The organism is Lentzea miocenica (assembly GCF_033949945.1).
GTDB lineage: Bacteria > Actinomycetota > Actinomycetes > Mycobacteriales > Pseudonocardiaceae > Lentzea > Lentzea miocenica.
Window position 1 is genome coordinate 146,249 of the sequence record NZ_JAXAVW010000010.1, and the last position, 14,902, is coordinate 161,150.

General features: G+C 70.6%; 3 protein-coding genes. All 3 read right to left on the reverse strand.

Translation table 11 applies throughout. The features are described 5' to 3' along the window. Nucleotides 1–4 precede the first annotated feature (4 nt). The 3 genes from SK803_RS14135 to SK803_RS14145 are packed head-to-tail and all read right to left on the reverse strand — an operon-like array spanning nt 5 to nt 14,728. Nucleotides 5–1,297 carry an NAD(P)/FAD-dependent oxidoreductase gene (locus SK803_RS14135; RefSeq protein ID WP_319966426.1) on the reverse strand — a complete coding sequence of 431 codons (1,293 nt, stop codon included), beginning with the start codon at nt 1,295–1,297 and terminating at the stop codon, nt 5–7. Next, entirely contained in the window at nt 1,281–2,402 is a 1,122-nt protein-coding gene (locus tag SK803_RS14140) for an oxidoreductase family protein (RefSeq protein ID WP_319966427.1), read from the reverse strand. The genes SK803_RS14135 and SK803_RS14140 overlap by 17 nt, the downstream gene beginning before the upstream one ends. Further along, on the reverse strand, nt 2,399–14,728 hold the full coding sequence (locus SK803_RS14145) for a non-ribosomal peptide synthetase/type I polyketide synthase (RefSeq protein WP_319966428.1): 12,330 nt from the start codon (nt 14,726–14,728) through the stop codon (nt 2,399–2,401). The genes SK803_RS14140 and SK803_RS14145 overlap by 4 nt, the downstream gene beginning before the upstream one ends. Nucleotides 14,729–14,902 lie beyond the last annotated feature (174 nt).

Below are 14,902 nucleotides of genomic sequence, written 5' to 3' on the forward strand. Positions count from 1 at the left end.
CCTGTCAGCACAGACCGAACGGTGGCTTGAGAAATTCGGGTCGCTCGCCGCGGTCGGCCGCGGCCGGGGACGCGGTGAGCGGGGCGAACACGTCCTGCGGGATCGGGCAGTCCCACGGCTCGCCGAGCACGACGGTCGATGCGAGCCTGCCGATCTCGTCGGAACCCCTGGCGCCGTGACCGTTGCCGCCGACGACGACCGCGAAGTCCTCGTCGACGTTGCCGATGTACGGGTACCGCGACGGTGTCTTCTCGATGATGCAGCACGCCTCACGCACGGAGACCGGCTTGAGGTTCGGCACCATCAGGTGCGTCATCGTGGTGAGGAACGCCATCTGCCGCGCGGTGATCTTCTGGTTCGAGTACCAGGACACCATCTCGTCGACCGTGCGCAGCTCCTCGACCAGCGGCTGCATGCCCGGGCCGCACCGCATGTACCACTTGCCGCCGGGATACCGGATGGGCGGCAACAGGTACAGCGACGTGTTCGCGTCGCCGGTGTCCGCGGGATCCACGGTCACCACGGACGGCAACGCGCGCAGCCGGTCGAGCTGCTCGGGGTGCACCTCGAACAGCAGGTTGGGTTCGGTGAAAGCACGCAGGTCGAGCTGATGCGGCACCGGCAGCACGTTGTTGACGTTGGTGAACGCGCCGGTGGCGACGAGCACCCGCTCGGCCCGGATCCGCGGTGGGCACCCGGCGCCGTCCGTGCGCAGCAGCCACCCTCCCGGCACCCGTTCGACACCGGTCACGGTGCCGCGCACGAGCCGCGCGCCCGCTGCGGTGGCGAGCGTCAGCTGGGCACTGACCAGCCGCCGGGGGTTCAGGTACCCTGCCTGCTCGCGTTCCAGCAGGCCCATGACCCCTCCCTCCATCGGCGGCAGGCCGAGGTCGGGGAACTGGCCGCGCAGGTCCTCTTCGGACAGTTGATCGACGGCGATGCCGGCGGCCGCGCACTGGTCCAGGATCGCGTTCGTGCGGTGCGCGATCGAGTTCGCCATCAGCACGAGCGAGCCGCATTCGTGGAAGAAGCTGATGCCGGACTCGTTCTCGATGTCGCGATAACGTTCCTGCGACCGGGCGTCGGTCATCTCCCACACCGGGTCCCAGCCGAGCCGGCGGGTGATCCGCGCCTCGTCGAAGTGCGCGCCGAACGAGTGCTGGCTGACCGGGTCGCCCTCCCGCGGCTCGGCCGGGCCGATGATCACCACGTCGGCGCCCGCGCGGCTGAGGTGCTTGCCGGCGGCGGCACCGAACATGCCGGCGCCCACCACCGCTACTTCACAGTCGTACGTCAACGTCTGCCCCCTGCGACGCGTTGTCGGCTGCCGGGACCGCGACCAGGTCCACGGCTGCCCGCACCCGGCCGGCGAATCCCGACAGCTCCTCGGTGGTCATCCCTCTCGTGTAACCGTCAAGAGTCGCCAGTGCGACCAGCGCTGCGAACGGCTCGGCTCTGCGGAGGTCGTCGAGGCAGTCGTCGAGGGTGTAGTCGAGGTGGCGATGAGCGGTCAGCGTCGAGTGGTACTCGTGCAGGAGCTCACCCTCCCACGCGCTGCGCGACTCCGGTGTCAGCGACGACAGGAGGAGAAGCGCGACGTCGGACAAGGGGTTGCCCCACATGGTGAACTGCCAGTCGATCAGGAGGGCGGTGTGCTGCCAGGGAGGTTCACCGGGAACGAAGAGGATGTTGCTGGCCCACACGTCACCGTGGCAGAGGGAGACACACCTCGCTCCGAGGTGCGACTCGGCGACCACCTGCGCGATGTCGGTGTCGAGGACTCGCCGCGCGTCTGTTGTGGACAGATCGTGCGGCCAGCACTCCTCGATCATCCGCGGGAGATCGTCGAGTCCCATGCTGATGGCCGCGAGCAGCCCCTCCGAGGAGACTCCGTACAGCCACGGGTGGGGAAGTGCCCGCGGATCTGCTTCGGTGTCCGCCAGGGCGGAGTGGGCCTTCGCCAGGCACCGCACCGCGGCACCGGCCTGCGCGCGGCTCAGGCCCGCGGCCATGACCCCGTCCGCGGAGGGAACGCCCAGGTCCTCCAACGCGAGCGCGCCCCGGCCGTCGCGGCTCGACGCCGACCAGTAGCACTCCGGCGAGACCTTGGGCGCCGATCGCCCGCGCGACTGGAGGAAGCGGTAGGTGCTCACCTCCCGCAGCCCGATGTCGGTGAGCAGGTTTCCCCAGTCGCTGGAGTCGTCCGGTGGTCCTTTGAAGATGAAGGACCGGCCCGCGCAACTGACCTGGTCCACGCTGCCCATGACGCCGCCGGAATGGGAAATCGAGCGGATGCGGATCACCTCGTCGCCGGTCAGCGGCCAGTTCAGGTGACGGCGAAGCCACCGGTGGTCGATCCGGGTCACGTCCATGACCGGCTCGGTGGACTCCGGCCGCCTCACGACGCGGCCCTTCGGCGCGACAGCTCGGGCGGGCCTTCCAGGAACCCCCGCTCGGCGAACCTGGTGAGGTAGAGCGGTATCAGCTCGAGGATCGGGGGACAGGCCTCGATGCGGGACCGGGCCCCGGCGTGTGCGTTGCGGACGTCGAGCTTGGCCGGGCGGAAGAACGGGTCCGCCGACTCGGTGAACAGGGGCAGCAGCGGGTACAGCGCGTTGTCGTCCTCGTAGCGCAGGTTCGCCAGGACCGGTTCCCACTCGTGCAGCGGCACGACGTCGAGCTGGTAGCCGGTGTCCCGGATGGCGTCGATGAACTCGCGGTAGGTGATGGGATCGCGATGGGTCAGGTGGAACGTTCGCCCGGAGGTCGTGTCCCGCGACAGTTCCACGATCATGCCGGAGACGACGTCGACCGGACTGAAGTCGATCGTCGCGGCGATCTCGGGACAGGCGCCCAGCTGCAGGACTCCCTTGATGAACCGGGTGAAGTAGTCGCCCAGCTGGCCACAGCCACCCGCGAGGGCACCGGTGATCGTGCCAGGACGGTAGATCGACGCGGGCAGGCCGGCGGCACGCGCGTTCTCGACGAGCTTGTCCGCCACCCACTTCGACTCCGCGTAGCCGCCACCGTAGAGGCTGTCGCAGTGCGCCAGCGGCTGGTCCTCGTAGATCGTCGCGTTGCGCAGATAGCCGTAGGCGTCGAAGACGGCGTCGGACGAGATGTAGTGGAAAGCCTTGGTCCTGCCGTCCACCGCGAGCCGCAGCAGCTCGCGGGTGCCCTCCACGTTGGCCAGCCGCAGCTTGTCGTACGGCAGGAGCGAGTTGACGTGCGCGCCGTTGTGGTAGATCGCGTCGATCTGGCCGCCCAGCTCCCGCCACGCCGCGTCCGACAGCCCCAGCCGTGGTTGCGAGAGGTCCGCGGGAACTCCGATGACGCGGTCCCGCGCCGACTCGGTCAGGCATCCGTTCGCCGCGAGGTTGTCGATCACCCGTTGCCGGGCTTGCCCGGCGTCACGGGCCCGCACCAGGCAGTGGATCCGCGCCGACGTGTCGCGCAGCAGATCATGCGCCAAGTGCGCGCCGAGGAACCCGGTCGCGCCCGTCAGCAGAACGTCTCCACACGCCGCCCCGGTAGTACGAGGGGGCACGGTGAAACCGCGGTCGAGGCGTGCGTCCTCGGCGAAACGCTCTCCGCGCCGCGTCGTGGTTCGCGCGGCGGGCACCGCGCGACCGAAGAAGCCACCGTCGCGCAACGCGTTCAGGCACGACTTCGCGGTGTCGGAGATGTGCCGCAGATCCTCCTGGGTGTGGCCGGTGGACAGGAAGCACACCCTGGTCTCCAGGACGTAGATCCCTTTGAGCGCCAGCAGGTGGAAGAACAGGTCGATGGCCATCGGGTAGCGCTGCAGGCTGTACTCGCCGTCGCCGATGAACCGGAACACCGACGAGAAGTGCACGATCCGGAGCGGAAACTCTTCCTTCTCGCAGAAGGTGTTGAAGTCGTGCGCCAGCCAGGCGACGTTCTCCGCGAGCCGCTGCTGCAGCTGCGGACCCTGTTCCTTCAGGTGGGTCAGCACCGCCTGCGTGGCGGCCATGGTCATCGGGTTCTTGTTGAAGGTGCCGCCGAAGAACGTCGTCGGGACGGTGGGCGTCGAGTCGTCGCCGTAGTTCCACTGCCCGCCGTCGACGGTGTCCATGAACTCCGCGCGACCCGCGACGGCGCCGACCGGCATGCCTCCGCCGAGGATCTTCCCGTAGGTGACGATGTCGGCGTCCACTCCGGACCACACCTGTGCGCCGCCGGGATGGACGCGGAACCCGGTGACGATCTCGTCGAAGATCAGCGCCGTGCCGGATGCGCGGGTCAGGTCGCGAAGCTCTTGCAGGAAGCGCTTCGGCTGCAGGTCGGGTCGCCGGCTCTGCACCGGCTCGACCAGCACCGCCGCCAGTTCGGGGCCGAGCGCGCGAATCGTCTCCAGGCTCTCCTCGGCCCCGTATTCGAGCACCACCACGTCGTTCATGGCACCCGCGGCGATGCCCCGTGCCATCGGGATGGAGTTCTGCGTGCCCGACGGCAAAGCCAGCGTGTGGTCGGACCACCCGTGGTAGGAGCCTTCGAACATCACGAACCGGGTGCGTTTCGTCGCCGCGCGGGCGAACCGGAGCGCGGCCATGACGGCCTCTGTGCCGGAGTTGCAGAACACCGCCCGCTGCATCCCGGTGAGCTCGCAGAGCAGGCGCGCGGCACGCCCGGCCTGGCTCGACTGCGGACCGATGTGGAAACCGTCGGCGAGCTGGCTCTGCAACGCGTCGACGATGAACCTCGGCTGGTAGCCGAAGAGGTGAACTCCGTATCCCATCGAGATGTCGAGGTACTCGTTGCCGTCCACGTCCCAGAAGCGCGGACCGGCCGACCGCTCCGCGATGATGGGATAGGACATCTCCTTGCAGATCGCCTGGAACGGAGGCATGCGGCAGTTGGCCATGAACGGCCGGTCCAGCTCCGCCTGTTCCTTCGACGCGCGGGTCCTGGCCGTGTAGGCGTCGACGAGCTCCGTCACGAACCGGGCCTGCCGGTCGGTCAGCCGCTCGGCTGCCTGGGGAGCCTTCAGCAACGTGCTGGGTCCGGACCTGAACTCGGGCTCTGGCTCGCGGACCGGCGCGGGTGCGACCGGTGCGGTCTCGTGCGGTGCGGGCCGGGGCATCTGGGCGGTCACCAGGGCCGCCAGCTCCACGAGGGTGCTCGCCTCCTCGATCAGCTGCTGGAAGGAGATCACCAGCAGGAAGCGGTCCCGGATGAACTGGCTGACCCGCATGAAGATCAGTGAGTCGGCGCCGAGCTCGTCGAACGGCACCGTCGCCGGCAGGTCGTCGGCGGGCATGCCGAGCAGTCCGGCGACCTGTCCGCGCAGCTCCTCGATCACGCCGTCGTGGCGGGGGACCACGGTCGGCGGTGCGGCCGGTGCCGGTTCGGGGAGGGGTGCCGGCGTTTCCCGCGGGCGCTCGTTCTCGTTGATCCACACCCGTTCACGCTTGAACGGGTAGGCGGGAAGCGAGACGCGTTGCGGGCGTTGCGGTTCGTGGAGGCGTTGCCAGTCGATTTCACACCCGCCGCACCACATCTCGGCGAGACCGGTGAGATCGCGATCCGCGACCAGCCGGGACAGCGTTTCCACGGCGAGCCCGTCGTCCTCGCCCGCCTGGCCCTGGACAAGTCCGGGTACGTCGGTCCGGCCCTGGAGGAACGCCAGCAGGCGCTCACGCAGCACGGTCGTGTCCGGCGCCACCACGGCGAGCCGGCAGCGGTGGCGCCGGCGGCCGGTCTGCAGGGTGAACGCGACCTGGGCCGGATCGTGACGTGTCGGCAGGACGTCGACGAACCGGCGGAGGACGGCGTCGAGGTCGGTTTCGTTCCTGGCGGAGAACGTGAAGACGTGCCGGTCGTGCGTTGCACTCGTGCGCGCGGGCTGGGACTGGTAGGCCTCGATGACGACATGGGCGTTCGTGCCGCTGGCCCCGAAGGAGCTCACGCCGGCGATGCGCGGGGCGTCCGCGGGCCAGGCGGTGCCGGTTCGCTCCACGACCACCGGCAGGTTCCGCCACTCCACCTTGTCGGTCAGCACGTCGCAGTGGATCTGCGGCGGGATGATGCCGTGCCGCACCGCCAGGACCGTCTTGATCAGCCCTGCCAGTCCGGCCGCTTCCTCGAGATGACCGATGTTCGCCTTGACCGAACCGATCCGCAGCGGGGACGTCCGGTCCCGGAAGACCGCGCCCAGCGCGTTGATCTCGATGGGGTCGCCGAGCGGGGTGCCGGTGCCGTGCGCCTCGACGTAGGTCACGTCGGCCGGAGCGACCCCGGCGTCGGCCAGGGCCGTCGTGATCAGACGCGCTTGAGCGCCGCCGTTCGGGACGGTCAGGCCCGAGCTCGGACCGTCGTGGTTGACCGCGGTTCCGCGGATCACCGCCAGCACGGGATCGCCGTCGGCGATGGCGCGGTCGAGGCGTTTGAGCAGTACCGCCGCGCATCCCTCGCCGCGGCCCAGTCCGTCACCGTCCGCGGCGAACGCCTTCGAGCGGCCGTCGGGCGCCAGCACCCGCAGCTTGCACAGCTGGACGGTCTCCTCGGATCCCAGGACGAGCTTGGCGCCTCCGACGATCGCCATCCCGCACTCGCCGCCGCGGATCGCGCGCACCGCCGAGTGGACGGCGACGAGCGACGACGAGCAAGCCGTGGCGATCACCATGCTGGGACCGTGCAGACCGAGCTTGTACGACAGCCGTCCGGCGGTGAAGCTCAGCGTCGTCCCCGTCGAGATGTACGGCTCGGTGCCCAGCTGTGGCTCGGCCTGCCTGAGGTAGTCGTTGGCGAACTCGTCACCACCGAGGTACACGGCCGTATCGGTGCCACGCAAGGACATCGGGTCGATCCCGGCGTCCTCGATCGCCGACCAGGCCGCCTCGAGGAGCATCCGGTGGCGCGGGTCCATGCTGAGCGCCTCGCGCGGCGAGATGCCGAAGAACGCGGCGTCGAAACAGTCCGCGTCGTCGATCAGCGCCGCCTGCCGGATGTAGATCTTGCCCGGTGCGTCGGGCGAGGCGTCGTAGAGCGCGTCGACGTCCCACCGGTCGCCGGGTACGTCGCGGACCGCGTCCCGGCCCTCGCTCATCAGCTTCCAGAACTCGTCCGGCGTTGCCGCACCGGGGAAGCGGCAGGACATGCCGATGATCGCGACCGCGCGTTCCGCTTCGGCCGGGGACGCGCTCCGCCGCGTCTCCGTCTGCTCGATCACGGTGCCGGAGCTGGGCATGGTCAGGATCTCCTCCGCGAGGTGCTCCTCCTCGATGTGCCGGATCAGCGCGTCGAGGCAGGGATGGTCGAAGGCCAGGGTGGCCGGCAGGCTCAGACCGAGCTCCACCTGCAGCTTGCCGCGCAGGTCCAGCGCGCCCAGGGAGTCCACGCCGAGGTCCGCGAAGCCGCGGGTGGGAGCCAGCTCGTCCGCCCCGCCTCCCAGCACGCTCCGCACGGCCGCGGTCACGGTGTTCCGCAGGATCGCCCGGGCCCTCTCCGGTGGCGCCTGACGCAGCGTGGCCCGGTACGAGGTGTCCGCCGTGCCGGTGGCCGGTTCAACGTCCTGTTCCACCAAGGCCTTGATCATGGACGGCACGCGGGGGCGCGATCGGGCGAACGTCGTCCAGTCCATGTTCGCGACAGCGACATGCGGTGCGTCGCCTGCCATCAGCGTCGCCAGCGCGGTGAGACCTTGGTCAGTCGAAAGTGGAGTCTCACCGTCGTCGCGCAGGCGAGCCCGGTGCGCCTCGTGGATCCGCGCGGTCATTCCCGACTCCGCCCAGCTGCCCCAGCTCACGCTGAGGGCCGGCAGCCCGCGGTGCCGCCGATGCCGCGCGAGCGCGTCGAGGAACTCGTTCGCGGCGGCGTAGCTCGCCTGGCCGCGATAGCCGAGCATCGACGCCGAGGAGGAGAACAGGACGAAGAAGTCGAGATCGTGATCCCGGGTGAACTCGTGGAGCAGCCACGCTCCGTCCACTTTGGACCTTAGTACGGCGGAGAGCCGTTGCGGGGTCTGCCGCAGGAAGATCCCGTCGTCCACCACGCCCGCGCAGTGGAACACACCGCGGAGGCCGGACCCGCAGCCGGCCAGCACCTCGCGCATCCGTGCCGCGTCGGCGACGTCGGCCCGCACCGCGTCGACCGGCACACCCGTCGCCGCCAGTTCCGCCCACGTCGCCGCGTCCTCTGGCGCGGGGTGCCCGCTCCTGCTCACGAGCACGATTCGGGCCGGCTTCAGCCGTGCGGCGGCGACGGCGAGCCGGAGCCCGAGTCCGCCCGTACCTCCGGTGATCACGTAGACCCCGCCGGCGCGGATCGGCAACCGCGGCACGGCGGTGCCGGCCGGCTCCGGACGAGCGTGGAGACGTGCGAGATGCACTCGCCCCTGGTGCACGGCGAGCTGTTCCTCGCCCGCCGGCGCGGCACCGCCGAGCAACGTCGCGACCAGTTCGGCCTCGTGGCTGTCCAGCACCGGTGGCACGGTCAGCGCGACGCAGTCGAGCTCAGGATGTTCCGCGTTGATCGTCCGGGCGAGCGCGGCCAGACCGGCCTGGCCCAGCTCCGCCTCGGTGGTGGGAGTGCCGAGCTCGCTCTGCCGCGTGACGAACCACAGCTTCTTCGCGGCACGAGGTCCCACCGCGAGCTCGACGATCGCCCTGGCATCGGCGAGCGACCGGGCAACGGTGCCGGGAACGTTCGCGGCTTCGGGGACGAAGACGATGTCCGGCCCGGGGGCGGTTCCGGCGAGCTCCCGGTCCAAACCGGTGCCATCGGACAGCGTCACCTCGGCGCAGGCATGACCGCGTGCCTTCAGCTCACGCGCGATCCGGCCTGCCAGACCTGACGTGGCACCGATGATGACGTAGTGGCGCACCGCCGGCGTCGTCGCCGCGAGCTGTGCCACCGGCTCCCAGCCGAGCTCGAACGTGCGTGGCGGCTCGGCATCGCCCTGGACGTGCCCGGCCGGGCGCGGACCGGCGGTGGTCTTCGGCTCGATCCAGTGGCGCGTGCGTTGGAAGGCATAGGCCGGCACCTGCACGCGGCGCCGGCGGAACGGAGCGTCGAAGCCGTGCCAGTCGACGTCGGCCCCGCCGAGATGGAGCTTCCGAAGACTGTCGAGGGCGGCGTGCGGATCCTTCGGGGTGAGGCTCGGCAGCCAGAGGAGGTCTCCGGCATCCAGGCACTGCCGGCCCAGGTTGCTGAGCGTCGGCTTCGGTCCCATCTCGACGAAGGCACGTGCCCCCAGTCGATGGGCGGCCCGCACCGCGCTGTCGAACCGGACCGGGCGGAGGACGTGCTCGACCCAGTAGCCGGCCGACTCCCATTCGCGGGCGTCAGCCGGTTCACCGGTCACCGTCGACACGACGCGGACCGTCGGCGGCGAGAACCGGACGCTTTCCGCCACGGCGCGAAACGGCTCGACCATCGGTCGCATCAGCGGGGAGTGCGCGGCGTGGGAGATGTTGAGCGGAATCGTCTCCACTCCGTCGCCCCGCAACGCCCGGCAGACGTCGTCGAGCGCGTCGGCCCGGCCGGAGATCACGGTGGTGGTCGGCGAGTTGACGGCCGCGATCGACACCGCTGCCTGGTGATCGGCCAGATACGGCATCACCTGCTCCACACCGGCGTTCACGAGGGCCATGCCACCGACCCGCGGCAGGCTCTGCATGAGCTGTCCCCGCGCCGCCACCAGCTTCAGCCCGTCCTCCACGCTGAACACGCCCGCGGCGCAGGCGGCGACGAACTCCCCGAGGCTGTGGCCCAGGACGAGGTCCGGCCGGATGCCCCAGGACTCCCACAGCCTGTTCAACGCGTGGCCCACGGCGAAGAGGGCCGGTTGCGCCACCGCCGTCTCGTCCAGTGACGGGTCCGGGTCGGTGCCGTACACCGTGTCGACGAGCGATCGGCCGATGAGCGGCCGGAGAATCTCGTCGCAGTGATCGATGGCGGCGCGGAACACCGGTTGGGTTTCGTACAGCGAGAACCCCATCCGGGCGTACTGCGAGCCCTGTCCGGTGAACAGGAAGGCGAGCGCCGGCCGCCCGTCGCCGGGGTGGGACGTGACCGCGGGGAAGTGGGGCCGCGCCACCAGCGCGTCGAGCTGGGAGCGGGCGTCCTCGGCGTTCGACGCCAGGACCGCCACCCGTGTGTCGAAGTGCCGCCTGGCGGTCGCCGCCGAGTGGCAGATGTTCGCGAACTCGACGTCGTCCTGGCCCTCCAGGCGCTCGATGTAGCGGTGCGCGGCGGTCCGCAGCGCGGCGGCCGAGCGGGCGGAGATCGGCAGGATGTGCGCGGCCCGGTCGCGAGAAGGCGGTTCGTGCTCCACAGCGGGCGGTTCCTCGAGAACGACGTGACAGTTCGTGCCGCCCATGCCGAACGAGCTGACTCCCGCTCGCCGGGGCCGGCCGTCCGGCGCGGGCCACTCGCGCAGCTCCGCGTTGACGTGGAACGGGCTCGCCTCCAGCCCCGCGAGCGGGTTGGGCGAGGTGAAGTGCAGGCTGGGCGGAAGCTCCCGGTGCGACAGGCCGAGCACGGTCTTGATCAGTCCGATCACACCCGCCGCCTCGTCGAGGTGGCCGACGTTCGTCTTGACCGAGCCGATCGCGCAGCGGATGTCCGCACTGGTGGCGGTGCGCCGGAACGCCTCGGTCAGCCCCGCGATCTCGATCGGGTCGCCGAGCAGTGTCGCGGTGCCGTGCGCCTCCACGTAGGAGATGTCGTCGGCGGTGACTCCCGCGTTGGCGTGCGCCTGTGCGATGACGTCGGCCTGTGCCGCGGCGCTCGGACCCGAGTAGTCCATTTTGGACTCGCCGTCGTTGTTCACGGCGGAGCCCTTGATCACCGCGTGGACGTGGTCCCCGTCGGCGAGCGCGGCGGACAACCGCTTCAGCACGACCACACCGAGCCCGTTGCCGAACACGGTGCCGCCGGCGTTCGCGTCGAAGGCCCGGCAATGACCGTCGCGAGAGAGCATCATGCCGTCCCGCCACAGATATCCCGTGTGCTGAGGAGTGATGACGGAGACGCCACCCGCCAGAGCGACCTCGCAGTCGCCGTTCAGCAGGGCCTGGCTCGCGAGGTGCACGGCGACCAGGGAGGTCGAGCAGGTCGACTGCACGTTCACGCTCGGCCCGCGCAGGCCGAGCTTGAACGAGACGCGCGTGGGCAGGTGGTCGTTCGCGTTGCCCTGCTCGATGCGCAGCTCGGACGCCCGGTCGAAGTGCCGGTGGCTGAGGAACGTGCCCGACCTCAGCTTCGCCGGCAGCACGTTGTTGACGAGGTAGGTGCTCATGCTGGCGCCCGCGTAGACGCCGGTGCGCCGCTGCCGGGGGTCGATGCCCGCGTGCTCGACGGCCTCCCATGCACATTCCAGGAACAGCCGCTGCTGCGGGTCGATCACCTCGGCTTCCGCGGCGCTGTAACCGAAGAACTCCGCGTCGAAGCGGTCCGCGTCGTCGACCACGGCGCCCACCCCGACGAAGTGCGGGTCGGTGGTCTGGTCCGGGTCGAGCCGCACGATCTCCTCGGCGGTGAGCGGCCGGATGCTCTCCACGCCGTTGCGCAGGTTCGCCCAGAACTCGGAGACGTTCCCGGCTCCTGGCACGCGGCAGGCCATGCCGACGACGGCGATGTCGCGATCGGCGGACCGAGCCGCGGGACTGGTCACGGCAGGGGCCTCTGGCACCTGTCCGTCGAGGAACCTCGTGAGCGTTTCCGCGGTCGGGTGACGGAACAACGTCTCGACCGGAAGCTCGACCCCCGTCGCGGCGCACAGCTGCTGGTGCGCCCGGACGAGCAGGACCGAGTCCCCGCCGAGCTCGAAGAACGTCTTGCGGGGATCGAGGTGGGGCAGTTCGAGCAGCTCGCACCAGATCCGGGTGACCAGAGCCGTGTGCAGGGAGGAGCCGACGGGCGTGGCCGGTGGTGCCGACGAGGGATCGGGCAGATCGCGCACGCTCACCTTGCCGCTCGGGGTCAGCGGCAGCGCGTCGAGCACGACGAACGCGGACGGGACGAAGTGCTCGGGCAGCCGTTCGGCGACGCGGGCGCGCAGCACCTCGGGCAGCTCAGCGGAGTCGTGGCCGGCGTGCGGCACGACGTAGGCGACGAGCCGGGTGCGCCCGGCCGCCGTGGTCCGGGCCGCGACCACGCACTCGGCGACCGCGGGATGCTCGGCGAGCACCGTCTCGACCTCCGCGGGTTCCACCCGGAACCCGCGGATCTTGAGCTGCGTGTCGACCCGGCCCAGGCACTCGACGGTGCCGTCTGGCAGGTACCGGCCGAGGTCGCCCAGGCGGTACAGCCGGGTGCCCTGGACGCCGAACGGGCTCGGCAGGAACCGCTGCTCGGTCAGCTCCGGGCGGCCGTGGTAGTGCCGTGCCAGGCAGTCGCCCTCGCCGTAGAGCTCACCGACCACGGCGACCGGAAGCAGCTGCTGTGCGTCGTCGAGCACGTAGAGGTTCATGTTGTGGACGTTGGCCCGGCCGATCGGCGCCACGTCGGGCCACCGCGCGGGATCACCGGACAGGGTGTGCGTCGTGACGTCGACGCACTCCGTCGACCCGTAGTGGTTGTGGATCACACAGCCGGTGCGCCGGGCGAAGTCGCGGATCTCGGGCGTGATCCGCAGCACCTCACCGCCGACGATCAGCTCACGCAGGCCGGTCGGCACCTCGGCCGTCCTGGCCACCTGCGCCACCTGCTGGAGCGCGACGAACGGCAGGTACCACTTCTCGACGTCGTTCGCGCGGACGAAGTCCAGCAGCGCCATCGGGTTGCGGCGCGTGGTCTCGTCGACCTGCACCAGCGTGGCCCCAGTGCACAGTCCGGCGAGGATCTCGTGGAACGACACGTCGAAACTGATGGGGGAGTACAGCAACACCCGCGTGCCCGGCTCGGCGTGCCACGCGTCCGCGTGCCAGGCCACGAGGTTCGCCACGGCCCCGTGGTCGACCACGACACCCTTCGGCTGTCCGGTGGAGCCGGAGGTGTAGATGCAGTACGCGGCAGCGTCGGGTCCGAGGTCGTCGCCGGGTTCACCGGCACTGCCGGTGATCTCGTCCGCGTCGAGCCGGATCGGTGCGCCGGCCGTGTCCGGCAGGCGGCCGGCGAGCTCACGTGTGGTGATCACCACGCGGACACCGGCGTCGGTGACCATGTACTCCAGGCGTTCCTGCGGATAAGCGGCGTCGAGCGGGACGACCACGCAGCCCGCCTTGAGGATCGCGAGCACGGCGACGACCAGCTCGGCCGACCGGTCCAGGCACAGGCCGACCATGTCCCCCGCCACCGCGCCGCGGGCGAGCAGGTGCCCGGCGAGCCGGTCCGCCCGCCGGTCGAGCTCGGCGTAGCTGAGCCGTTCCGCGCCGAACTCCACGGCGGTGCTGTCCGGCGTGCGCCGCACCTGGTCCTCGATCAGCCGGTGGACCGGTTCGCGGCGGTACGGCGTGCGCGCGGTGTTCCAGTGGCGCCGGATTTCCTCGTGGTCTTCCTCCGACAGCATCGGCAGGGTGGCCACCGCGGCCGCCGGGTCCGCGACCGCGGCCGCGAGCAGCGAGGTGAAGTGCCGTGCCACCGCGGCGATCGTCCGCGGCTCGAACAGATCGGCGTCGTAGACCCAGCACAGCGCCACACCGGCGGCCGTCCGGCGGGCGGTGACCACGGCGTCGTGCAGCACGTGCGCGGGTGGCACGTCGAAGTGCGCGACGTCGAGCCCGGTGGCCGGTGCGAGCGGTGTGGCAGTGTCCAGTTCGGACTCGAAGAGCAGCTGGAAGAGCCCGGCCGCGGCGGTGTCCGGGGTTCGGCCGAGCGCGCGGGTGAGGTGCTGGAACGGGTGGTCCCGGTGTGCCGCCGCCTCGGTGAGCTGCCGTGCGGTCTCGTCGAGCAGCGTCCGGAAGCCGGTGCCGGGTGACATGGCGAGGCGCAGCACCGCGACATCGCCGATCGGCCCCGCCGTGCCCGCGGGCCGGTCACCGGGCAGGTGGTGGCCGAGGACCACGTCGGACCGTGCCCCGTAGCGGTGCAGCACGGCGGCGAAGCACGCCGCGAGCACGACGGACAGCGAGCAGTTCGCCTCGTCCGCCAGCTGTCGCGCGTCCGCGAGGAGCTGGTCGGGCAACGGTTCCAGGTGCCGGCCCGCCCGGTGCTCAGCGCTCGCCGGCCGCGGGCGAGAGAGCGGCAGCTGGGCGGGGGCCGGTTCGTCGTCCAGCAGCGACAGCCAGTGATCCCGGTGCGCGGCACGGGTTTCCGCGTCCACCGCGTGCTGCCGGGCGGCGTGGGCGGAGTACCTGCCGGCCGGACCTGGCTCGGTGCCGAGGAGTTCGGCGAGCACCAGTGCCAGCGTGCCGGCGTCACCGACGGCCGGATGCATGCTGAGCACGAGGACGTGCCGGTCGGCGGCCACCTGTACCAGCAACACCCGCCACAACGGGACGGTGCCGAGGTCGAAGGGCCGCGCCACGAACGCCCGCGCCACGTCGGAAGCGTCCACTTCGGACGCGGTGACGACGGTGAGGTCGATGTCACACCGCTGGTGGATGATCTGCTCCAGCCCGTTCGCGGTGTCGCGAAGACCGGTGCGCAGGATCTCGTGCCGCGCGGCCGTGCGCTGCGCTCTCTCTGTCAGCGTCTCGGGTGACAGCGCGCCGGTCACCAGCAGCGCCTGGTGCACACCGGGGGTGCGGCCGGACGTCAAGCGGTCGGTGACGTAGGCGCGTTCCTGTTCGAAAGACGCGCGGAAAACCTTGTGATCAGGCATGAGAATTGATCGGCCGCTTTCGTTACACGGAAATGGGAACTTCGTGAACGGTCAGGCCTGAAAGTAGATTCTCGTACATTTCAGCCACCCCCCCAGGTGTGAGTGAAAGCGGGAACGAGCGCGCGTGCCGAATCGGCTCGGTGTTTCCGCGCTCTTCCGAGTCTGGGCACTCTA